At 67.6% G+C, this 20646-nt stretch carries 20 protein-coding genes and 1 tRNA gene; 5 read left to right on the top strand and 16 right to left on the bottom strand.

Annotation, left to right across the window (positions count from 1 at the left end; all coding sequences use genetic code 11):
• Window positions 1–49 precede the first annotated feature (49 nt).
• The 4 genes from DTO57_RS11755 to DTO57_RS11740 all read right to left on the bottom strand — a co-directional run bounded on the left by DTO57_RS11755 (window position 50) and on the right by DTO57_RS11740 (window position 3512).
• Window positions 50–1888, bottom strand: coding sequence for an ABC transporter permease (locus DTO57_RS11755; RefSeq protein ID WP_222843269.1), 1839 nt, complete (start codon window positions 1886–1888; stop codon window positions 50–52).
• Between the two features lie 154 nt (window positions 1889–2042).
• A complete protein-coding gene (locus DTO57_RS11750; protein WP_114118434.1) occupies window positions 2043–2576 on the bottom strand; it encodes a gamma-glutamylcyclotransferase family protein in 534 nt (177 codons plus the stop codon).
• A 4-nt stretch (window positions 2577–2580) separates the two neighbouring features.
• Window positions 2581–2653, bottom strand: a tRNA-Thr gene (locus DTO57_RS11745).
• A gap of 28 nt (window positions 2654–2681) precedes the next feature.
• The gene (locus DTO57_RS11740) at window positions 2682–3512 is read right to left on the bottom strand and encodes a DsbA family protein (protein ID WP_162785764.1); all 831 of its coding nucleotides are present in this window, start codon (window positions 3510–3512) and stop codon (window positions 2682–2684) included.
• A gap of 177 nt (window positions 3513–3689) precedes the next feature.
• Between DTO57_RS11740 and DTO57_RS11735 the strand changes: the two genes are divergently transcribed.
• Entirely contained in the window at window positions 3690–4775 is a 1086-nt protein-coding gene (locus tag DTO57_RS11735; protein WP_114118432.1) for an ABC transporter ATP-binding protein, read from the top strand.
• A gap of 61 nt (window positions 4776–4836) precedes the next feature.
• Here DTO57_RS11735 and rlmB read toward each other — a convergent pair whose 3' ends face one another.
• The 4 genes from rlmB to DTO57_RS11715 all read right to left on the bottom strand — a co-directional run bounded on the left by rlmB (window position 4837) and on the right by DTO57_RS11715 (window position 8974).
• Entirely contained in the window at window positions 4837–5805 is a 969-nt protein-coding gene (gene rlmB / locus DTO57_RS11730) for a 23S rRNA (guanosine(2251)-2'-O)-methyltransferase RlmB (protein WP_114118431.1), read from the bottom strand.
• Window positions 5798–7183, bottom strand: a complete 1386-nt coding sequence (gene cysS, locus DTO57_RS11725; protein WP_114118430.1) for a cysteine--tRNA ligase — start codon at window positions 7181–7183, stop codon at window positions 5798–5800. The genes rlmB and cysS overlap by 8 nt, the downstream gene beginning before the upstream one ends.
• A gap of 9 nt (window positions 7184–7192) precedes the next feature.
• Window positions 7193–8398, bottom strand: a complete 1206-nt coding sequence (ispD, locus tag DTO57_RS11720) for a 2-C-methyl-D-erythritol 4-phosphate cytidylyltransferase (RefSeq protein WP_114118429.1) — start codon at window positions 8396–8398, stop codon at window positions 7193–7195.
• A 78-nt stretch (window positions 8399–8476) separates the two neighbouring features.
• A complete protein-coding gene (locus tag DTO57_RS11715) occupies window positions 8477–8974 on the bottom strand; it encodes a CarD family transcriptional regulator (RefSeq protein ID WP_114118428.1) in 498 nt (165 codons plus the stop codon).
• A 162-nt stretch (window positions 8975–9136) separates the two neighbouring features.
• Here DTO57_RS11715 and DTO57_RS11710 point away from each other — a divergent pair, with 162 nt between their 5' ends.
• A complete protein-coding gene (locus DTO57_RS11710; RefSeq protein WP_114118427.1) occupies window positions 9137–9664 on the top strand; it encodes a DNA modification methylase in 528 nt (175 codons plus the stop codon).
• A 75-nt stretch (window positions 9665–9739) separates the two neighbouring features.
• On the opposite strand, the gene phoU is transcribed toward DTO57_RS11710, so the two are convergent.
• Window positions 9740–10444, bottom strand: a complete 705-nt coding sequence (phoU, locus tag DTO57_RS11705; protein ID WP_114118426.1) for a phosphate signaling complex protein PhoU — start codon at window positions 10442–10444, stop codon at window positions 9740–9742.
• Between the two features lie 181 nt (window positions 10445–10625).
• On the opposite strand from phoU, the gene DTO57_RS11700 reads away from it, so the two are divergent.
• The gene (locus DTO57_RS11700) at window positions 10626–11846 is read left to right on the top strand and encodes a sensor histidine kinase (RefSeq protein WP_114118425.1); all 1221 of its coding nucleotides are present in this window, start codon (window positions 10626–10628) and stop codon (window positions 11844–11846) included.
• Window positions 11843–12526: a response regulator transcription factor gene (locus DTO57_RS11695; RefSeq protein ID WP_114118424.1), complete on the top strand. Its 684-nt coding sequence runs from the start codon at window positions 11843–11845 to the stop codon at window positions 12524–12526. Before DTO57_RS11700 ends, DTO57_RS11695 begins: the two co-directional genes overlap by 4 nt.
• Window positions 12527–12583: 57 nt before the next feature.
• Here DTO57_RS11695 and DTO57_RS11690 read toward each other — a convergent pair whose 3' ends face one another.
• From DTO57_RS11690 to DTO57_RS11660, 7 genes are read right to left on the bottom strand one after another with little or no spacing between them, the layout of a single operon-like run.
• Entirely contained in the window at window positions 12584–13324 is a 741-nt protein-coding gene (locus DTO57_RS11690; protein WP_114118423.1) for a phosphoglyceromutase, read from the bottom strand.
• Window positions 13321–14331: a class I mannose-6-phosphate isomerase gene (locus DTO57_RS11685; RefSeq protein ID WP_114118422.1), complete on the bottom strand. Its 1011-nt coding sequence runs from the start codon at window positions 14329–14331 to the stop codon at window positions 13321–13323. The genes DTO57_RS11690 and DTO57_RS11685 overlap by 4 nt, the downstream gene beginning before the upstream one ends.
• Entirely contained in the window at window positions 14328–15590 is a 1263-nt protein-coding gene (locus tag DTO57_RS11680) for an ADP-dependent glucokinase/phosphofructokinase (RefSeq protein ID WP_114118421.1), read from the bottom strand. Before DTO57_RS11680 ends, DTO57_RS11685 begins: the two co-directional genes overlap by 4 nt.
• Window positions 15590–16495 (bottom strand): ketose-bisphosphate aldolase, encoded by a 906-nt coding sequence (locus DTO57_RS11675; protein ID WP_114118420.1) that lies wholly within the window; start codon window positions 16493–16495, stop codon window positions 15590–15592. Before DTO57_RS11675 ends, DTO57_RS11680 begins: the two co-directional genes overlap by 1 nt.
• 25 nt (window positions 16496–16520) lie before the next feature.
• Complete coding sequence (locus DTO57_RS11670; RefSeq protein WP_114118419.1) at window positions 16521–17429, bottom strand: carbohydrate ABC transporter permease; 909 nt, start codon at window positions 17427–17429, stop codon at window positions 16521–16523.
• Between the two features lie 4 nt (window positions 17430–17433).
• A complete protein-coding gene (locus DTO57_RS11665) occupies window positions 17434–18378 on the bottom strand; it encodes a carbohydrate ABC transporter permease (RefSeq protein WP_114118418.1) in 945 nt (314 codons plus the stop codon).
• 4 nt (window positions 18379–18382) lie between these two features.
• Window positions 18383–19654, bottom strand: a complete 1272-nt coding sequence (locus tag DTO57_RS11660) for an ABC transporter substrate-binding protein (protein ID WP_229730616.1) — start codon at window positions 19652–19654, stop codon at window positions 18383–18385.
• Between the two features lie 167 nt (window positions 19655–19821).
• Here DTO57_RS11660 and DTO57_RS11655 point away from each other — a divergent pair, with 167 nt between their 5' ends.
• The gene (locus DTO57_RS11655; protein WP_114118416.1) at window positions 19822–20643 is read left to right on the top strand and encodes a DeoR/GlpR family DNA-binding transcription regulator; all 822 of its coding nucleotides are present in this window, start codon (window positions 19822–19824) and stop codon (window positions 20641–20643) included.
• Window positions 20644–20646: the final 3 nt, after the last annotated feature.

Below are 20646 nucleotides of genomic sequence, written 5' to 3'. Positions count from 1 at the left end.
TGAACTCCAGATGGGGTGAAATGCGGTGGAAAGGAGCGGAAGGGAAAGGTCAGGATCCGAGGCCGGACGACAGGTCGGCGCGGAATAGCTTCTTCGCCGCCCACGTGCCGGCGAGGGCCACGGCGCAGATGATGATCACGACGCCGTTCGCGGCGTGCGTGTAGCCGTTGTCGACGAGGTTCATCGACAGGGTCGTGAGCAACTGGGTGCCCGGCGTCGCCAGGATGATGACGAGGCTGAGGCCCTGCACGCCCGAGACGAAGGGCAGCAGGATCGCGCTCGCGAGGGCGTTTCGCTGGATCGGCAGGACGATGCGGCGCATGCGGGTGAGCCAGCCGGCGCCGAGCGTCTGCGCGGCCTCCTCCGGCTCGCGGCCGAGCTGCATCATGGCACTGGATCCGGCGCGCGAGGCGAAGGGCATCTCGTCGGCGATCATGACGATGATCAGCAGCAGCGACGTGCCGTAGAGCGCGGGGATGGGGCCGCGCTGCACCGCGAAGAGCGACAGGATCGCGACGGCGAAGGCGATGCCGGGCACGAGGTAGGGCATGAAGGTGACGGCGCGGAGCGTCGTGCCGAGCCAGCGCGCCGGCGCCCGCGACACCACGTAACCGACGAGCATGCCGAGCACGCCTGCCGCGATGGCGGCGATGCCGACCATCCAGATCGTGTTCCACGCCGACTCCCACGTCTTGGGGTTGACGAGGATGCCGTCGGCGAAGCCCACGGTCGGCAGGTCGTGCCCGATCCAGTAGTCGAGCGTCACGTTCGACCACTCGAAGCGGCCGGGCACCCGCATGACGGTCGAGAGCGCGAGCACGCCGAGCGGCACGAGGACCGACGCGGTGAAGAGCGCGCTCACGGCGGCGAGGGCCGGGATCCGGCGCCAGCCGAGGCGCTGCGGCACGCCGCGCATGCCGCGGCCCGACACGGTCGCGAACCGCTTCATCTCCTTGAGGAAGCGCACGTCGACGTAGACCGAGGCGGCTCCCAGCACGACCATCACGGCGGCGACGACCGCGGCGACGCCGGGCTGCTGCGTGCCGATCGCCTGGTAGAGCGTGGTCGACAGCACCGAGAAGCCCGCGGGCGTTCCGAGCACGTAGGCGACACCGAACTCGCCGAGCGCCTTCGCGAAGATGAGGGTCGCGGCCGACAGCACCGCGGGGGTCAGCAGCGGCAGGATGATCTTGCGGGTGCGAAGCGCCGAGGAGGCACCCAGCACCTGCGCGGCCTCGGAGAGGTCGTCGGGCACGTTCTTGATGGCGTTCGTCGTCAGCAGGATGACGAACGGCACGAAGTGCATCGTGAAGATGATGAGGATCGGCACGGGGCCGTACGCCAGCCAGTCAGGCGGCGTGAGGCCGGCGGCCTCGAACCAGCCCGGGGCGCCGCCGATGCGGCGGTTCTTGAAGATCGTGGTCCACGCGAGCGCGAAGGTCCACGCCGGCAGCATGTACGGCACGATGAGCGCCGTCGAGAACCAGCGGCGGGCCGGCAGATCGGTGCGGGCGAGGAGCCACGCGACCGGAACGCCGATCGCGAGGGCCGTGACGATCGCGCCGAGGGCGAGCAGCAGGGTGTTGCGCAGCGGCTCGTAGAAGATGATGTCCGCGACGGGCGAGGCGAAGACGCGCTCGAGGTAGTAGCTCGTGAAGCTGCCCGCAGGCGAACCCGTGCGCACGTCGTCGCCGAAGCCGACCTGGATCGCGCCCAGCAGCATCGAGATGACGGGCGCGACGATGAGGTAGCCGAAGACGGCGATGAGGATCAGGCCGAGGAGCGTCGCAGGGTGGGCGAGCGCGAGGCGCGCGCGGTGGCGCCACGGCATGGTGCGGCGCGGCTCGTTCGCGCGCCGTTCCTCCGGACGCGTTGTGGAGCGTTCCACCTCGACGAACATCTCGATCCCTTCGATTGACAACGTGTCAACGGTAGGAATCGGTCACGAATGACAGGCGGCGCGCTCGTGACGCATTGGTGAACGCATGTGGAACGCTCCACACGCAAAGTTACAAGAGAGAAACCCTCTCCCCCGCGGGCCGCTACGGCCGGGCCGCGCGCTCCTGCGCCGGATCCGCGAAGCGGTATGCGCCGTCGTGCGTCGGCAGATCGGCGGGCGCCGTCGTCGCCCAGAACTCGTCGGCGAACGCCTCGCCGCGCGTCGCGACGGCGCCGGTCACGAGCTCGAGATAGCGCGTCGGCAGGACCATGTCCGGGTACGCGCGATGCTCCGCGCGCCCCATGAACGCGAACACCGGCCCCGAGAGCTCGATCTCGGCCGTAATCGAGTCGGTAACCTCGACGGTGTCGTACTGCGCCTCGCGGCCCTCGAGCATGCGCAGCTCCGCGGGCGAGACCGCGAGCAGCGCGCCGAGCACCGCGGATCCGGGATGCGGCTGCACGTCGAGGAAGCCGCCGGTCGCGCGGGTGCCGTCTTCGAAGACGATCGGCGCGCCGATCCGCCAATCGCGGCGGTGGCCCGCGAGGCGGGCCGCGGGGAGGGCCTCGACGTCGCGGAGAAGCGTACGGCCGGCGCTTGCCGGCGAGACGAGGGAGCCATATCCAAAGACGTACATAAGGTGCCGGCTGAGGGGCTCGAACCCACGACCCCCGCTTTACAAGAGCGGTGCTCTACCAACTGAGCTAAGCCGGCCAGGCCCGCGAACGGGCCAGGAGATATCCTACTCGGAGTCTCCCTGACTGGTGTCACCGTAGTACTGCTCGCTCTGCAGCGTCAGCAGGAACTGGCTGAAGTCGGCGGGGTCGTCGAGGCCGCCGTCGTACAGCTTGTGGTCGGCGAGCACGATCGGCGTCGTGACGCGGATGCCGTCGGTGTCCGGCAGGTCGCTCGAGGTCGCGCGGGTGGTCGCCTCGCCGATCCACGGTGCGTAGGTGTGGTCCGAGATGCAGTCGTCGAGGCCCGGGGCGCCGGCGTCGCTCGCGATCTTCGCGAGCTCCTCGTCGGTCGGGCCCTCGGTGCCGATCTCGGGCTGCGCCGTGAGGAGCGCGGTGTTGAAGGTGCGGAACGCCTCGGGCGCCTCCGACACGACGCACATCGCGGCGGCGGCCGCGCGCGTCGAGTACTGCGAGCCGTTCGACTCGTTGGGGATCAGCGAGAGCGGGTGGTAGGTGAGGGTCACCACGCCCTCGTCCATCAGCTCGTAGATCTGCGGCGCGAGGTTCTGTTCGATCACGCCGGCGTCGGGCGACATGTAGTCGAAGTAGACGTCGATCGCGATCGGCTCGTCGGCCATCGCAGGGCGCTCGTCTTCCGGGATGAGCGACAGCATGTCGACGCCGTCGCCCGTGAGGTTCTTGGGCTCGACGACGGGACGATCGAGCTCGGGGGTGACGGTCTTCCACACCCACCAGCCGGCCGCGCCGACGGCCGCGATCACGACAACCGTGATCAGCGTTCGGCGCGCGACCTTGCGGCGCCGGATCCGCGCGCCGACCTTTTTGGCCTGTGCTCGCACGGCATCGCGTCGCTCGTTGCTCACATCGTTGCTCATCGATAGCCCCCTCGTGGTACCCCGCAGATCATAGTGAGACCCGCTGTGAATCGCCCTCGGTTGAAACGTATGCAATACTGATCGGGCACCCAAAGACGGGTGCGCGGAGCGCTTCGGCGCCTCGCTCATTCACAAAGGATCGTCCGGCACGTACCTGCCGGTGAAGGAGAAGCAGTTATGGCAACTGTGACGTTTGACAACGCAACCCGTGTCTACCCGGGCGGTACCCGTCCGGCTGTCGACAAGATCAACCTCGAGATCGCCGATGGCGAGTTCCTGGTCCTGGTCGGCCCCTCGGGTTGCGGTAAGTCGACGACGCTACGTATGCTCGCAGGCCTCGAAGAGGTCAACGACGGCGCGATTCGCATCGGTGACCGCGATGTCACCGACGTTCCGCCGAAGGACCGCGACATCGCGATGGTGTTCCAGAACTACGCGCTCTACCCCCACATGACGGTTCGCGACAACATGGGCTTCGCGCTCAAGATCGCGGGCGTCAGCAAGGAAGAGCGCAACAAGCGCGTGGAAGAGGCTGCGAAGCTCCTCGACCTCGAGCCCTACCTCGACCGCAAGCCGAAGGCCCTCTCGGGTGGTCAGCGTCAGCGTGTCGCGATGGGTCGCGCTATCGTCCGTGAGCCCCAGGTGTTCCTCATGGACGAGCCGCTGTCGAACCTCGACGCGAAGCTCCGCGTGCAGACCCGTACGCAGATCGCGTCGCTGCAGCGTCGTCTCGGTGTCACCACCGTGTACGTCACGCACGACCAGACCGAGGCCCTCACCATGGGTGACCGCATTGCGGTTCTGAAGGATGGCATCCTTCAGCAGGTCGGTTCGCCGCGTGACCTCTACGAGACGCCGCAGAACGACTTCGTCGCAGGCTTCATCGGTTCGCCGGCTATGAACCTGTTCCCCGCCGCGGTCTCGGGCGATGCTGTCCAGATCGGCACGAGCGTTGTGCCGGTTGCGCAGAACGTTCAGGCGGCTACGGGCAACACGGTCACGGTCGGCGTGCGCCCCGAGGACTTCACGGTGGTTTCGGCCGCCGAGGGTGGTCTTCAGGTCACGGTGAACCTGGTCGAGGAGCTCGGCTCGGACGGTTACCTCTACGGCAACGCCGTCATCGACGGCAACGAGACGGAGATTGTGGTCCGCGTTGACGGCCGCAACCACCCCTCGGCCGGTGACGTCGTCACGATCACCCCGAACGCTGCCCGCGTGCACGCGTTCGACGCATCGACCGGCGAGCGTCTCCCGCTGAAGTAAGCGGAAACCAAGAAGGGCCTTCCCACTCGAGAGTGGGAAGGCCCTTCTTGCGTGTGCGGCGTTACTCGCCCTGCGCCTGGCGCATCGTCGAGACCTGGTAGAGCGCCACCGACGCGGCGATACCGGCGTTGAGCGACTCGGTCGCCGACGAGATCGGGATCGAGACGATCTGGTCGCAGTTCTCGGTGACGAGGCGCGAGAGGCCCTCGCCCTCGCTGCCGATGACGATCAGCAGCGGGCGGTCGGCCAGCTCGATGTCCGGCATCTGCACGTCGCCGCCACCGTCAAGGCCGAGCACGAACACGCCCTGCTTCTTGAACTCCTTGATGATGCTCGTGAGGTTCGGGGCCATCGCGACCGGGATCCGGGCCGCGGCGCCCGCGCTCGTCTTCCAGGCGGCCGAGTTGAGGCCCGCCGAGCGACGCTGCGGGATGATGACGCCCTGGCCACCGAACGCCGCCGTCGAGCGGATGATCGCACCGAGGTTGCGCGGATCCGTCACGCCGTCGAGCGCGACGAACAGCGGCGTCTCGCCGCGGTTCACGACCTGCTCGAGAACGTCCTGCGGGTGCGGGTACTCGTAGGGCGGCACCTTCAGCGCAACGCCCTGGTGCACGCCGTCGAAGCCGGCCATGCGGTCGAGCTCGGGGCGGGTGACCTCGAGGATCGGCACATCGCCGTTCTTCGCGAGCGCGATCATCTCCTTGACGCGGTCGTCCATCTCGACGCGGTGCGCGATGTAGAACGCCGTCGCCGGGATCTTCGTGCGCAGCGCCTCGAGCACGCTGTTGCGGCCCGTCACGTACTCGTTGTCGTCGTTCGGGCGGCGGCGCGGCGCGGCGGCGCGCTGCGGCCGCTTCGCCGCGGCGCGCTCGGCGAGCTGCTTCTGCTTGTAGGCCTTGTGGTAGGTGCGGTCCTCGGCCTTCGGCGTCGGTCCGCGGCCCGCGAGGCCGCGCTTGTTCTTGCCGCCCGTGCCCTTGGGCGCGCCCTTCTTGCCCTTAGCGGCGCCGGGCCGTCCTGGCTTAGCCATCGATGCTCCAATGTGTTCCGGATGGGGTGTCTTCAAGGGTGATGCCGGCCGCCACGAACGTGTCGCGCAGGCGGTCGGCCGTCGCCCAGTCCTTCTCGGCGCGCGCGGTCTGTCGCTGCGTGAGGAGGTGGTCGACCAGTGCGCCCAGCGCCTGGTCGGCGGATCCCGAGGATGCCACAGCACTCGAATAAAGAGGCAGCCCCAGCACGTCCATCATGCCGAAAACAGCTGAGAGAGCGCCCGCGGCGGCCTCACGATCGCCCGCATCGAGCGCCGTGTTGCCCGCGCGCACGGTCTCGTGCACGACGGCGAGCGCCTGCGGAACGCCGAGATCGTCGTCCATCACGCGGACGAAGGCCTCGGGGAGCTGCGACGGTTCGAACGGGCCGATCTCGCGCAGGCCGCGCTGGGCGAAGCCCTCGATGCGGTCGAGCGCGCTCGACGCCTCGGCGAGCGCCTGCTCCGACACGTCAAGGCTCGAGCGGTAGTGCGCCGCCGAGAGGGCGTAACGGACCACGCGAGCGGGGTTCTCCGCGAGGAGGTCGGCCGCGAGTACGAAGTTGCCGAGCGACTTCGACATCTTCTGGCCGTTCACCGTCACGAGGCCGTTGTGCACCCAGTAGCGCGCGAAGCCGTGGCCCGCCGCCGTCGACTGCGCGAGCTCGTTCTCGTGGTGCGGGAAGCGCAGGTCGAGGCCGCCGCCGTGGATGTCGAACTCGTCACCGAGGTAGCGGCGCGACATCGCGGAGCACTCGATGTGCCAGCCGGGGCGCCCGGGGCCCCACGGCGAGGGCCACGACGCCGTCTCGGGCTCCCCCGCCTTCGTCGCCTTCCACAGCGCGAAGTCGTGGGCGTCGCGCTTGCCGCGCAGATCGGCGTCGACGTCCGGATCCATCTCGTCGGGCCGCTGGCGCGTGAGCGCGCCGTACTCCGGCCACGAGCGCACGTCGAAGTAGACGTCGCCCTCCGACGCGTAGGCGTGCCCGCGCTCGATGAGGCTCGCGATGAGCTCCTGCATCTGGTCGATGGATCCGGTCGCCCGCGGCTCGTAGGTCGGCGGCAGGATCCCGATCGCGTCGTTCACGGCCGTGAACTCGCGCTCGACGCGGTACGCGAGCGCCCACCATGGCTCGGCCTCGGTCGCGTTCGCGAGGGTCTTGTCGTCGATGTCGGTGACGTTGCGCACGAACGTCACGCGGCCGTAGCGGTGTTCGAGCCAGCGGCGCAGCAGGTCGAAGGCCAGCGAGGCGCGCAGGTGCCCCACGTGGGGGCCCGACTGCACGGTCGGTCCACAGACGTACATCGTGACGTTCTTCTCGTCGAGCGGGGAGAAATCGCGAAGCGCCTGGGCGCGGGTGTCGTACAGCCTAAGAGTCACGTACCAAGACTACGCGGGCACGACCATCGCCACGGCGAACACCTGCACGCCTTCCGCGCGCCCCGTGAAGCCGAGGCCGTCGGTCGTCGTCGCCGACACCGAGACTGGTGCGCCGAGGGCCGCCGAGAGCGCTGCTTCTGCCTCCGCGCGGCGGTGCGAGAAGCGCGGGCGCTGCGCCTGCATCTGAACCGAGACGTTGCCGATGACCCACCCGGCGTCTCGCGCGATGCGGGCGGTCTCGGCGAGGAATGCCTCGGCGTGCGCGCCCGCGAACTCCGGGCGGTCGACGCCGAAGTGGGTGCCGATGTCGCCGAGGCCCGCGGCGTTCAACACGGCATCGACGATCGCGTGCCCGACGGCGTCGCCGTCGGAGTGGCCCGAGAGGGCGGGCTCCCCCGGCCACTCGAGCCCCGCGAGCCAGAGGTTGCCCTCTCCCCCGAAGGCGTGAACGTCGGTCCCCACGCCCACGCGCGGGTATCGCTTGTCGTCGGCCATGGTGCCCTCCTCGTGACCTTCTTCGCGGATCCGCGGGGCGCGGCGAACGAGGTCGCGCGCGCGGGCGAGATCGGCGGGGGTCGTGATCTTGAAGCTGTCCTCGGATCCGGCGACCCGGCGCACCGGCAGGCCCGCCTCGGCGACCACCGCGGTGTCGTCGGTGAAGTCTGTCGTCGCGTTCTCGTAGGCGTCGAGGAGCGCGCGCCGCGGGAAGCCCTGCGGCGTCTGCGCCGCGGCGAGCTCCGACCGGTCGACGCTCGCGGCGATGAAGTCTCCCTCGGTGCGCTTGATCGTGTCGACGACGTCGAGCACCGGCAGCACGCCGTGGCCCGTCGCCCGCACGGTGTCGGCGACGCGGTCGATCACCTCGGGCGGCGTGAGGGCGCGCGCGGCGTCGTGCACCAGCACCGTCGCGACCTCCGGATCCAGCGCCGCGAGGCCCGCGGCGACCGACCGCTGGCGGGTGGATCCGCCCGCGACGATCGTGACGCGGCCGGCGGCGGATCCGGCCTCGGCGAGCGCGACCCGCCGCGCCTCGTCGAGGTGCGACTCGGGCGCGACGACGATGACCTGCGCGGGACGCGCGCGGAACACGCCGCGGAGGCAGTGCGCGAGGATCGACGCGTCGTCAACCTCGACGAAGGCCTTGGGGGCCGCCGCGCCGAGGCGCGTTCCGCTGCCCGCGGCGACGACGACGATGGCGGTGTCGATATCGGTCATGCTCACCCTTACGAAAATAGCCGCAGACAGAACCGCCCCGCACCGAGACACGGTGCGGGGCGGTTCGTGAAAAGACGGTCAGGCCGCCGCGACGTCCTGCGCGAGGGTCTCGTCGAGAATCTTCGCGGCATCTTCCTCGGACACCTTCTTCGCGAGCGCGACCTCCGACTCGAGCACCTGGCGGGCCTTCGCGAGCATGCGCTTCTCGCCGGCCGACAGCCCGCGGTCCTGATCGCGGCGCCACAGGTCGCGGACGACCTCGCTGACCTTGATCACGTCGCCCGAGGCGAGCTTCTCAAGGTTCGCCTTGTAGCGGCGCGACCAGTTCGTGGGCTCTTCCGTGAAGGGTGCCTGCAGCACCTCGAACACGGCGTTGAGCCCGCCCTCGTCGATAACGTCACGAACGCCGACAAGGTCGACGTTCTCGGCGGGGACCTCGATCACGAGGTCGCCCTGCGTCACGTTGAGCTTGAGGTACGTCTTCTCCTCGCCCTTGATGACTCGAGTCTTTACCTCGGTGATGGTTGCAGCCCCGTGGTGGGGGTAGACGACAGTTTCGCCGACCTCAAAAAGCATATGGATTACGTCCTTCCCAGCGACCGCTAGTTTATCACAGCGCGATGTGTACTAGGATTACGCGCCCACTGCCCTGGCGCCGCGGGTAGGAGCATTCAGTCGCACCCGATAAGATGGCGACGGCCCGCCTCCCGTGCGGGAATCGCACCACCTGGAGGATCCGTGAAATCGCGCATCATCGCGTCCCTCGCCGCTGCCGGCGCCGTGCTTCTATCCGCCACGGGTTGCGGAATGGTCGCACAGCAGGCAACGACCATCGAGTACACCGCTTCTGACGGTGTCAACCTGCCGCACTCTGACACGCCTGGTCTCGACGTTCGCAACGCCTTCGTGGTCGCCGACGAGGACGGCCGCCAGGGCAACCTCGTCGCGGTTCTCGTGAACAACACCGACGCGAACCAGACCTTCGGCCTCGACTGGGACGGCGGAAGCGTCTCGATCGACGTCGCCGCGGGCGAGACCCTGAGCCTCGGCGCGAAGGATGCGCCCGAGCTGCTCGACAACATCGACACGATCCCCGGCTCGACCCTCGAGGTCTACGCGCAGCCCGGCGACTCCGACGGCGTCGAGATCAACCTGCCCGTGCTGAACAACTGCCTCACCGAGTACAGCGACCTCGCGCCGAACGACGTCTACGACGCCGAGGCGTGCACGCCCGTCTCGATGGTCACCGAGCACGGCGAAGAGTAAGACTCCGGAACGCAAAAAATGGGATCCCCCGAGGGGATCCCATTTTTTGTGCCGTTGTTTTTCGTGCCGCTGCGTTTACGCCTCGGTGTTCTCCGGGGCCTCGGCCGGCGCCTCGATCTCGTCGAAGTCGTCGTCGGCGCCCGACCAGTCACCCGTCGCGAGGTACACGACCTTCTTCGCGACCGACACGGCGTGGTCGGCGAAGCGCTCGTGGTAGCGGCTCGCGAGGGTCGCGTCGATGGCGTGAGGGATCTCGCCGCCGAACGAATCGCCGAGGACGCGCTCGTACACGCTGGCGTGCAGCTCGTCGATCTCGTCGTCGGTGTCGCGGATCTGCGTTGCGTACTGCAGGTCCTGCGTGCGCAGCAGCGTGGTCAGCGTGCGCGCCACCTGCACGTCGAGGCGACCCATGCGCTCGAACACCGGCATGAGGCCCTGCGGGATCGCGCGCTCGGGGTAGCGCGAGCGCACGAGCTGAGCGATGTGGTCGGCGAGGTCGCCCATACGCTCGAGCGACGCGCTCGCGCGGAGGGCCGAGACGATGACGCGCAGGTCGTGCGCGACGGGCTGCTGCATCGCGAGGGTCTCGATCGCGATCTCGTCGGTCGTAAGAACGAGATGGTCGATGTAGTCGTCGTTCGCGATGACCTCTTCTGCGAGGGCGACATCGCGGGTCGCGAAGGCACGCGTGGCCTTTTCAATCGCCTCTGCGACGAGCTCAGAGATCTCGACGAGTCGGTTCTGGATGTCTTCGAGAGTGTCGTGGAACACTTCACGCATTTTTGGGCGCCCTTTCGTGTGTCCGTGGATCGCGCGACGCTTCGAACGCCCCACGTGGCGAGCCCGATTCTCGCCTCCGAAGGTTAACGGACGATGGAGTGATTGTGAATACACGCCGCGCGGGTCCGCGATATCCGTTAGTTCATCAGCGTGTCAGCTCACGTCCACGTACCCTGGAATTATGCCCGGATCCCTGCTTGCGATGTTCGTTGGGATCGCGATCGGCACGCTCGTCACCCTTGTCATCGTCGGAGCGTTCCAGCTCCGCGATCGCGCCATGCGATCGGCGAACCCTCAGGTGCCCGCTGCCGTCACATCGATGCTCGATGTTCTCGAAGATGCCGCGGTCGTGACCGACGCCTCCGGCATCGTCCTCGCGGCCTCCCCCTCCTCTCGATGGCTCGGGGTCGTCGCCGGCCGCCGCCTCGCCCAGGAGGAGCTGCGCGGGCTCATGAAGCTCGCCCGCCAGAACGGCCGCTCCCCCGCCCAGACCATGCGGATCCGCGTGAGCCGCGTCTCGAGCGACACCCGCCTCGTGATCGGCCGCGCCGCCGCCATCTCGGACGAGTTCATCGCCATCTTCGTGCGCGACATCTCCGAGCAGGAGCGCGTGCAACAGATGCGACAGGACTTCATCCAGAACACGAGCCACGAGCTGAAGACCCCCGTCGGCGCCATCGGGCTGCTGGCGGAGGCGCTCGTCGTGGCCGCCGACGACCCCGACCAGGTGCGTCACTTCTCGGAGCGCGTGTCGGCCGAGGCCGACCGCCTCGGCCAGCTCACGGCGCGCATCATGAACCTGTCGCGCCTGCAGGCCGCCGACGAGCTACTCGATGTCAGCGACGTGTCGGTCGACGAGATCGTCGCCCGCACCGTCGACGCCCATCAGACGACGGCGCGCGCCGCAGACGTCGAACTCGTCACGGGCGGCGAGACCGGGATCCGTGTGCACGGCGACGCCCGCGTGCTCGTCGAGGCGCTCAGCAACCTCGTCTCGAACGCGATCGCCTATTCGCCCGAGGGCTCGCACGTCGGCATCGGCGTGAAGCAAGACGAAGACATCGTCGAGATCGCCGTCACCGACCAGGGTCTCGGCATCTCGGAGGCCGACCAGAAGCGCATCTTCGAGCGCTTCTATCGCGCCGACCAGGCGCGCTCGCGGCACACGGGTGGTACGGGCCTCGGCCTGTCGATCGTGAAGCACGCCATTCAGCGGCACGGCGGCGAGGTGCGCCTGTGGTCCCGCGAGGGGCAGGGATCCACGTTCACGATCCGCCTGCCGCTCGGTGGGCCGCTCACGGGCGCCGTGCCGCTTAAGCTCGATAAGAAGTCGAAGAAGCAACGAGAGAAGAAAAAGCGCGCCGCCGAACGGGCGGCGAAGCGAAAGGAAAGCTCTGCATGACCCGCGTGCTGCTTGTAGAAGACGAACCCGATCTCGCGGATCCGCTCGCGTACCTGCTCGGACGCGAGGGCTTCGAGGTCGAGATTGCAGACGACGGTGAAAAGGCGCTGCGGCTGTTCCAGGAGCAGGGCGCCGACGTGATCCTACTCGACCTCATGCTGCCCGGTATCCCGGGCACCGAGGTATGTCGCCAGATCCGCACGACCAGCCAGGTGCCGATCGTCATGCTCACCGCGAAGGACTCTGAGGTGGACATCGTCGTGGGGCTCGAGCTCGGCGCCGACGACTACGTCACGAAGCCCTACTCGTCTCGAGAGCTGCTGGCGCGCATGCGCGCCGTGCTTCGCCGCTCGGCCCAGCCCGAGGAAGACTACGAGGAGCACGTGCTCGAGGGCGGGCGCGTCACGCTCGACATCGACCGCCACACCGTCGCCGTCGAGGGCGAGCAGATCAACATGCCGCTGAAGGAGTTCGAGCTTCTCGAGCTGCTCATGCGCAACACGGGCCGCGTGCTCACGCGAGGCCAGCTCATCGACCGCGTGTGGGGATCCGACTACTTCGGTGACACGAAGACGCTCGACGTGCACATCAAGCGCATCCGCTCGCGCATCGAGGAGACCCCCTCGAAGCCGACGATGCTCGTCACCGTGCGCGGCCTCGGATACCGCTTCGAGGGCTGAGGAACGCGAAAAAGGATGGGATCCCCCTTGGGGATCCCATCCTTTTTGCGTCGGGGCTTACTTGCCCTGGTTGGCGACCGCGGCGGCTCCGGCAGCGGCGGCCTCGGGGTCGAGGTAGCGGCCGGGGCCCGTGGGCTGCAGGTTGTCGTCGAGCTCGTACACGAGCGGGATGCCCGTGGGGATGTTGAGCGCGGCGATGTCGTCGTCGCTGATGCCCTCGAGGTGCTTCACGAGCGCGCGCAGCGAGTTGCCGTGGGCGGCGACCATGACGGTCTTGCCCGACTTCAGGTCGGCGGCGATGTCGCTCTCCCAGTAGGGCAGAAGGCGGTCGATCACGAGCGCGAGCGACTCGGTCGCGGGCAGCTCGCCGTCGATGTCGGCGTAGCGCGGGTCGTGCGTCTGCGCGAACTCGTCGTCGGCGTCGATCGCGGGCGGCGGAACGTCGAACGAGCGGCGCCACTCCATGAACTTCTCCTCGCCGAACTCGGCGAGGGTCTGGGCCTTGTCCTTACCCTGCAGCGCACCGTAGTGGCGCTCGTTGAGGCGCCACGAGCGCTTCACGGGGATCCAGAGGCGGTCGGCCGAGTCGAGCGCGATGTTCGCGGTCTGGATGGCGCGGCTGAGCAGCGACGTGTAGAGCACGTCGGGCAGGACGCCCTCTTCGGCGAGCAGCTCGCCGCCGCGCTTGGCCTCGCCGCGGCCCTGCTCGGTGAGTCGGACGTCCACCCAACCGGTGAACAGGTTCTTTTCGTTCCATTCGCTCTGCCCGTGGCGGAGCAGGATGAGGGTGTGCGTCATGGTTCTAGCCTACCTGGGGCGTGGACCTCATTCGGGTGCGGCGGGCGGCACCTGATCGCACGCAGGTCGCCCACCAGCTGCAACGGCCCCGCCGAGTGCGGGATGACGACGGTGGCGCCGCGCGCGACGGGAACCTCCCTGAGGGATCCGGCGCCCTCGAGCACGACGACGACGCTGAAGCCGGCGTCGAGGATGTCGCCGCCGCGCACCTGCTCGGCGCGGTAGAACGGATCCGCCGCCAGTGGCAGGAACGAGCCGTCGACGACGGCGCCGTGAAGCGCCGACGGATCCGTGCGGTCGCGCGACACCGCGGCGAGCGCCGTCTCGACCGGTAGCCCGAGAAGCGCCGCCTCGCGGTCGAGCGCGGGGAAGGGCGCGTACTCGAGGATGATCGAGAGATCGACGGGTTCTTGTAATTCGACGAGGGTGATGCCCTCGCCGATCGAGTGCGGTGTCCCCGCGGGGACGTGGATCCACTCGCCCGCACGCACCGTCACGTGGTTGAGCGCGGCCAGCATCCCATCCGAGTCTTGCCGCGCGAACCACTCCGCGATCTCGCCCTCGGTGACCTCGCGGTTCCACCCGAGCCATACGTCAGCGCTCTCGCGTCCGCCCGTGTCCGTAATGATCCAGGCCTCGGTCTTGCCGCGGCCGATCCCGAGGTGTGCTTCCGCGAAGACCGCGTCCGGGTGTGCGTGGTTGAACAATCGCTCACCCGTGTGCAGGAGCTTCACGAGAAGCGCGGTCTCGCCGCCGAATACCGCGACGTGCTCGGCGCCAAGCCAGGCTGCGGGGTCGGCCGCGATCGCGTCGCGGAGGAGTGTGCCATCCGGGAGCCTGCTGAGCCCCACGGTGTCAGATCCGAAGGTGCAGGTCGTCGACGCGACGAAGTCTTCCGGGGCGTACACGTCTTCCGAGCCCGTGCCGCGTAGCTCCCGGATGCCCGCTCCCCCGCGATACGGCCGCGCGGGCGGCTGGTTCGGGCCGAGAATCACCGGTGCGCTCATGACAAGATCCTCTCCGATGCGCGCGCGAGGGAGCCAATGAGGCCGCCAATAAAGGTATCGCCGAGGCCGATCGTCGTCGGGCTCGGTGGGTCGATGTGGAAGCCCGGCAAGACGCGGCTTCGCGCCCCGAGCCTCGCCTCGAGATCGCTCGCGAAGGCGATGCTCTCCGCCTGCCGCGGCCCGGCGGCGATCGCGTCGATGTCCGCGGCCGTGACGTCGTCGCCGTGGGCGTAGCGGCCGGCCGCCGTCGCATCGCCCGCGTCCGCGGCGGTCGCGACGCGATCGAGGATCCGTTCGCGGCTCTCGGACGCCCATACGGCGGTCCAGTATCGCGTATGGACGACGAGGACCGGATCCGGGATCCGGGAGCGCAACTCGCGGAGCGCGTCCTCGATCTGCGCGGCATCGCGGAGATCGAGGGCCCGACCGAGCCGCGCCTGTAGCTCGTCCTCATTCATGCTGAAGACGTCGACCGCGGGACCGATCGCATCGGCGACCGCCGGCTGGAAGCCGGCGTTGTGGAAGCCGGCGTCCTCGTAGACGCTGATGCCGTCCTCCGGCAGCCGCGCCGCGACCGTGCGGATTTCATCGAGACGACGGTGCAGGATCGCTTCGTCCGCGATCGCGTTGAAACCGGAGATGAGGAAGACGCGCGATGCACCAACGCGGTCGCCGAGCTCGTCGCTCAGCACCAGGTTGGCAGCGGGCGGATCGTTGGCGATGATCAGGCGGTTCGCCTCTCGCACCGCGTATTCGCGGTCGCCGACGCGGGCGCCATCGCCCGGCCGGAACTGAATGATGAGGTGCGGGTCGAGCGTGTCGTGCGTCGCGCTGGTGATGTAGTCGATGTCATCGGGGAGGAGCCGGCGCACGTTCGCGTCGGTGCTCACGAGATGCAAGAGCGACGGGATCCCGAGCTTGCGGAGCACCAGCGCCGCGCGCACGCCGGTGCCGCCGAGCGTAATCTCCCGCGGGAATCGCGCCGCGAAGCGCTCCACGATCTCGGACGAGGCGGCGTGGCGTTCGCCGCCGACCCCCGTCGCGAGAAAGCCGAGCACCGAGACCAGCAGGGTGCGCTCGTCGACGACTGCGATGCCCGCATCAATCTCGCCCTGTTCGATGCCGTACTCGGCGATGAGCGTATCGATCGCCTCGCGGTCCCAGGCGATCTCATAGTCGACCGTCCCCTGAAGCCCGAGGACGATCTCGCCGGGAGCGACGGTGCGGTCGCCGCTCCCGGTGAGGTCGTGCGGGGTCATCAGTACGTCTCGCCCTGTCCGGATCCGAAGAGGTTCACTTTGTATGCCGCGGGCGAGGTGTATAGCGAGGCCTTCCCCGCCGCGCCGAAGAGGTCGATCTTCTGCGCCGCGACGGCCTTCATCGCCTCGAGAGCCGGGGGCATGATTGCGTCGGGCTCGCGGAGCCCGCGGTCTTCGAGCACTTCGCGCAGCTTCTCAAAGAAGGCGACCTTCACGTCGCTCGAAATGTTGATCTTGTTGACGCCGCTTCGAGCGGCCTCACCGATCTCGTCATCGGGGTTGTTGGATCCGCCGTGCAGCACAAGCGGGATTCCGACGGCTGCCTTGATCTCGCGGAGGAGGTCGAGCTTCAGCTCGGGCTTGATGTCAGCCGGATAGATGCCGTGGCGGGTGCCGATCGCGACTGCGAGCGAGTCGACGCCCGTCTGCTTGACGAACTCGACGGCGTCCGCCGGATCCGTGTAGATGATGCCACCGTCTGCCGACTCCATCTTGCCGATGGTACCGAGCTCCCCCTCAACCGAGACGCCCACCACGTGGGCGATGTCGACGGCGCGCTTCGTCTGGGCGACGTTCTCCGCGAACGGCTCCGCCGAGGCGTCCAACATCACGGAAGTGAAGCCGCCCTGCACGGCTGCGATCATCTGTTCGGTCGTCGCTCCGTGGTCCCAGTGGATCGTCGCGGGGACGGGCGAGCGGTGCAGGCGCTCGCGGATCGCGCGCAGCACGTCGAAGCCCAGCAGGTTGATCTCATTGGGGTGGATCGCGATGATGACCGGCGAGTTCTTCTCCTCGCTGATCTCAATGAGGCCGTTGAACATGTGGTAATCGGCGACATTGAACGCCGGAATCGCGAAGTTGTTCTTGTGGGCGACGTCGAGCAGGTCGTGTCCGGAAATGAGCATTCGGGTTCTCCTTTGAATGGGGTTGTTAACTCTTGACGGATCCAGCGGTGAGCCCACCGATGAAGTACCGCTGGAAGAAGAGGAACAGCACGAGAACGGGAATCGAGCCGACGATGCTCATCGCCATCATCTCGTTCCACTCGTACGAGTGCTGTCCCATGAGCAGCTGAATTCCGATAGGCACCGTGCGCATTTCGACGGTCCGGGTCAGGGTCAGCGCGAAGAGGTATTCGTTCCACGCGAGAACGAAGGTGTACATGCCGGCCGACACGATTCCGGGCGTCGCGACGGGAACCAGGATCCGCCAGAGCGCGGTCCAGGATCCGCCGCCGTCGACGCGCACCGCCTCGTCGAGCTCTCGCGGGAGCGAGTTGAAGTAGCTCGTCATCATGATCACGGCGTAGGGAAGCGTGAACACCATGTAGGTGAGGATCAGGCCTGGGTATGAGTCGTACAGGCCGAGCAGGACGATGAGTCCGAAGTACGGAATCAGCAGCGTGATCGGCGGCACGGCCTGGACGCTGATGATGACGACGTTTAGGATCTTCTTGCCGCGGAACTCGAACCTGCTGAACGCGTACGCCGCGAGGATCGCGACGACGAGCGTGCAGGCGACGACCGAGAGCGCGACGACGTAGCTGTTGACGAAGAATCGCACTTTCTCGGGGTCGGTGAAGATCGTGACGTATGCGTCGAGGCTGAACGTCTCGGTGATGAGCCGCGGAGGGTTCTCGAAGATCTGCGTGTTCGACTTGAACGAGCTCGAGAGCATCCAGAGCACGGGGAGACCGGCGAACAGGGCCCCGAGGATCAGCCCGACGACCGTGAGCGTCTTCGCCGTGCGGCGCCTCGACCGGGCGGTGACCGCGCGGCGCGGCACGTGCCGCTTGGTGACGAGTGTCTGCGTCGTCGCGGGTGCTTCCGTGAAGACCATGGCTCTAGTCCTTGTCTCTCTGGTGCCGCACGTAGGCGACGGCGAGGATCATCGAGAGCGCGAGCACGATAACGGCGGCGGTCGATGCCGCTCCGAACTCGTAGCGCGTAAACGCGAGCTTGTAGGTAAAGGTGCTGACGAGCTCCGTCGCATCGACGGGGCCGCCGCCCGTCGTCATCCAGATGAGCGCGAACTGCTGCGACGTCCAGATGAGGTCGAGCAGCCCCATGCTGATGATGATCGGCTTCAGGCTCGGCAGGGTCACGGCTCGGAATCGCTGCCACGCGCCGGCGCCGTCGACTCGCGCCGCCTCGTAGAGGTCGGCCGAGATGCCCTGCAGGCCAGCCAGCATGCTCACCATGAAGAACGGGTAACCGCACCAGATGTTGATGAAGGTAACCGTGCCAAGCGCGAGCGCCGGGTTGCTGAGCCACTCGGTCTGCCCCATGCCGAGGAAGCCGAGCAGATAGTTCACGATGCCGTTAGGGTTCAGCAGCATGCGCCACAGCACCGCAACGATCGCAATCGTGAAGAGCCACGGGAGAACGTAGATCGCCCGGAAGATCGCCGTCGTCATGCGCCCGACGAGGGGCGAATTTAGCAGCAGGGCGAAGGCAAGGCCGATCGTGAAGTGTGCGACGACACTGACGACCGTGAAGATCAGGGTGTTGCCGATCGACTTGTAGAACCCCGTGTCGGTGAGTAGCTCGGTGTAGTGAGCGAGCCCGACGAATTTCGGGTTCGGGTTCGTGATGACGTTGTCGAAGAGCGAATACCCGATGACGGTCACGACGGGAACGACGAGCAGGATCCCGATGAGGATGACCGTGGGGCCAACGTAGAGGAACGGTGCGGTGCGCGAGACGCCCGGCGCTCCGCTCCGGCGTCTGCCCTGGGCACCGCCGGGGGCGGGCGTCGCCGCGCCCCGGCGTTCGGACAGGAGAGTCATACGATCAGAACTCCGCCGACCAGGATTCCTGCGTGTTCTTGAGCATCTCGTCGACCGAGATGTCGCCCTGCAGGAGCGATTGGAACTGCGTGTTCATCTGCCGCATGAGTTCCTCGGCGACGGGAAGGCCCGTGAACTCGTTGGCGGGGTAGCCGTCCTGGTAGATCTCGAAGGCCTTCGCCATGAGGTCGTCGTCCTCGACGAAGTCGGGGACCGAGTCGACGTTGCCGGGGAAGGCCTTTGCCATCGACGAGAGCTGCGAGTTGGCGTCCTCGCTCATGAGGAATTCGAAGAGCTTCCAGGCTTCCTCCGGGTGCTCGGTGCTCGACGAGATGCCGAGGCCCCACGAGGCGTAGGGGATGCCGCGCTTGCCGTCGTATCCGTCCTCGGCGGGCAGCGCGCTGATGCTGAACTCGAGGTCGGGGTTCGACTCGCGAATCAGGTTGAGGTGCGCGAGCGAGTCGACCATCATGCCGACGCGGCCGTTCGTGAACTCCTCGACCATGTCCTGCTCCTTCATCGTGAAGGCGCCCGGCGCGAAGACGCCCTCCTGGTACAGGTCGTCGAAGTAGGTAATGGTGTCAACCACGCCCTGGTTCGTCAGGTCCGGCTCGCCGTCCTTTAGCATCGAGCCGCCAGAGGCCCAGAGCCACGACATGACCTGGTTCTGCACGCCGCTCGGGGTCTCGAGCGAGAGCGGCATCGCGGTTCCCGCGGCGTCGGTGCTCTCGGTGATGGCCCGCGCGGCGTCTGCGAACTCGCTCCGGTCGCTCGGCGGCGCATCGACGCCGGCCTCGGCGAGGAGGGCGTCGTTCGTGTAGAGGGGGTACACGAAGTTGACCGCCGGGACCATGTAGGTCGCGCCGTTCACCTGAACCTGCGAGGCGAGCTGGCTGTCGTCGTACCCGTTCTCGTCGATGAGTGCGGAGAGGTCGGCGATCGCACCCTGTTTGGCGAAGTCGTTGACCCAGGCGCCGTCGAGGCCCACGACGTCGGGCATCGTGCCCGAGGCAGCACCCGCCACGAGCTGCTCGCGCGTCGAGGCGTAGGGTCCGCTGAGCAGGTCGACCTTGATGCCGGGGTTTGCGTCTTCGAACTGGTCGATGAGTGCGCGCAGCTCGCCATCCGGCAGCTCGGGTTCCCACCACTGGGCGAGCTCGATCGTGACGTTGCCATCGGCATCGACGCCGCCACTTCCGCCGCTACAGCCTGCCAGAGCGAGAGACGCCACGGCAACGGCCGAGACGCTGAAAAGGATCTTGCGCTTCTGAGTCATGTGAGCTCCCTTGCCCATCCATAAACTGCGGCCCTTTGCTGATTCTTGCTGTTTTACGCCGCTGAATGCATGAAACACGAGAATCTGGGAGCTGTCAAGTACTCTGAGATTACGAAAGCGCGGTAATCTCAGCGTCGAGACCGCGGATTACGGAGGAGACGGGACACATGACGAGCAGCCAAGCCGATGGAAAACGCAAAGATCGGCAACTTCCCGCAGGAAGGAAGGCGGACCTCGCGGCCTACGTGACCTCGCGCGGCCAGGTGACGGTCGCCGAGCTCGCCGAGGAGTTCTCGGTCTCAATCGACACCGTGCGCCGCGACCTCGACCGGCTCAACGCCGAGGGGCGACTCATCCGCACCCACGGCGGCGCCGTCAGCAACGATGTCGGCGCACCACCCGACCAAGGCCTCGGCGTGCGCCTGCACATCAGAGCTAGCGAAAAAGACGCGATCGGTGCCGCCGCGGCGCGACTCGTCGCCGATGGCTCGGTCGTCTTCGTCAACGCCGGCACGACCACTATGGCGTTCGCCCGCCACCTGCGCGACCACCACGACCTGACGATCGCGACGAACAGCGTTGTTCTTCCCGGCGAGGTCTCCCCGTCGTCGGTCCGCGAACTCTTCCTTTTCGGCGGATCCGTGCGCACCGTCACGCAGGCGACGACGGGACCGGTGAGCTTCCGCCCCACCGCCAATGGCCCCGCCATGGAGGTTCAGGCCGACCTCGCGATCATCGCCGTCGGCGCGGTCTCATCGGCCGGATACAGCACCAGCAACCTGGGCGACTCGGCGATGATGTTCGAGATGATGCAGCACGCGAACAAGATCGCGGTGCTGGCCGATAGTTCGAAGTTCGGGCACCGCCTCTTCGCCCGCATCGGCGGGCTCGAGCTCGCCGACTACTTCGTGACAGATCGCGAGCCCGAGGGCGAACTACGCGAGGCCCTCGCGGCGGCGGGCGTCGAGGTTATCGTCGCCGCCGCCTAGCGA

The sequence above is a fragment of the Microbacterium sorbitolivorans genome, assembly GCF_003327285.1.
Taxonomy (GTDB): Bacteria; Actinomycetota; Actinomycetes; order Actinomycetales; family Microbacteriaceae; genus Microbacterium; species Microbacterium sorbitolivorans.
This window is presented reverse-complemented; position numbering and strand designations above follow the sequence as displayed.

Excerpts from the sequence above, each read along its gene's own strand:
- DTO57_RS11735 (WP_114118432.1), top strand. The coding sequence starts at position 3,690 with ATGGCAACTGTGACGTTTGACAACGCAACCCGTGTCTACCCGGGCGGT.
- DTO57_RS11750 (WP_114118434.1), bottom strand. The coding sequence starts at position 2,576 with ATGTACGTCTTTGGATATGGCTCCCTCGTCTCGCCGGCAAGCGCCGGC.
- DTO57_RS11700 (WP_114118425.1), top strand. The coding sequence starts at position 10,626 with ATGCCCGGATCCCTGCTTGCGATGTTCGTTGGGATCGCGATCGGCACG.
- phoU (WP_114118426.1), bottom strand. The coding sequence starts at position 10,444 with ATGCGTGAAGTGTTCCACGACACTCTCGAAGACATCCAGAACCGACTC.
- DTO57_RS11740 (WP_162785764.1), bottom strand. The coding sequence starts at position 3,512 with ATGAGCAACGATGTGAGCAACGAGCGACGCGATGCCGTGCGAGCACAG.
- DTO57_RS11670 (WP_114118419.1), bottom strand. The coding sequence starts at position 17,429 with ATGGTCTTCACGGAAGCACCCGCGACGACGCAGACACTCGTCACCAAG.
- ispD (WP_114118429.1), bottom strand. The coding sequence starts at position 8,398 with ATGACCGATATCGACACCGCCATCGTCGTCGTCGCCGCGGGCAGCGGA.
- DTO57_RS11660 (WP_229730616.1), bottom strand. The coding sequence starts at position 19,654 with ATGACTCAGAAGCGCAAGATCCTTTTCAGCGTCTCGGCCGTTGCCGTG.
- DTO57_RS11680 (WP_114118421.1), bottom strand. The coding sequence starts at position 15,590 with ATGACCCCGCACGACCTCACCGGGAGCGGCGACCGCACCGTCGCTCCC.
- DTO57_RS11675 (WP_114118420.1), bottom strand. The coding sequence starts at position 16,495 with ATGCTCATTTCCGGACACGACCTGCTCGACGTCGCCCACAAGAACAAC.
- DTO57_RS11685 (WP_114118422.1), bottom strand. The coding sequence starts at position 14,331 with ATGAGCGCACCGGTGATTCTCGGCCCGAACCAGCCGCCCGCGCGGCCG.
- DTO57_RS11690 (WP_114118423.1), bottom strand. The coding sequence starts at position 13,324 with ATGACGCACACCCTCATCCTGCTCCGCCACGGGCAGAGCGAATGGAAC.
- rlmB (WP_114118431.1), bottom strand. The coding sequence starts at position 5,805 with ATGGCTAAGCCAGGACGGCCCGGCGCCGCTAAGGGCAAGAAGGGCGCG.
- DTO57_RS11665 (WP_114118418.1), bottom strand. The coding sequence starts at position 18,378 with ATGACTCTCCTGTCCGAACGCCGGGGCGCGGCGACGCCCGCCCCCGGC.
- DTO57_RS11695 (WP_114118424.1), top strand. The coding sequence starts at position 11,843 with ATGACCCGCGTGCTGCTTGTAGAAGACGAACCCGATCTCGCGGATCCG.
- DTO57_RS11655 (WP_114118416.1), top strand. The coding sequence starts at position 19,822 with ATGACGAGCAGCCAAGCCGATGGAAAACGCAAAGATCGGCAACTTCCC.
- DTO57_RS11715 (WP_114118428.1), bottom strand. The coding sequence starts at position 8,974 with ATGCTTTTTGAGGTCGGCGAAACTGTCGTCTACCCCCACCACGGGGCT.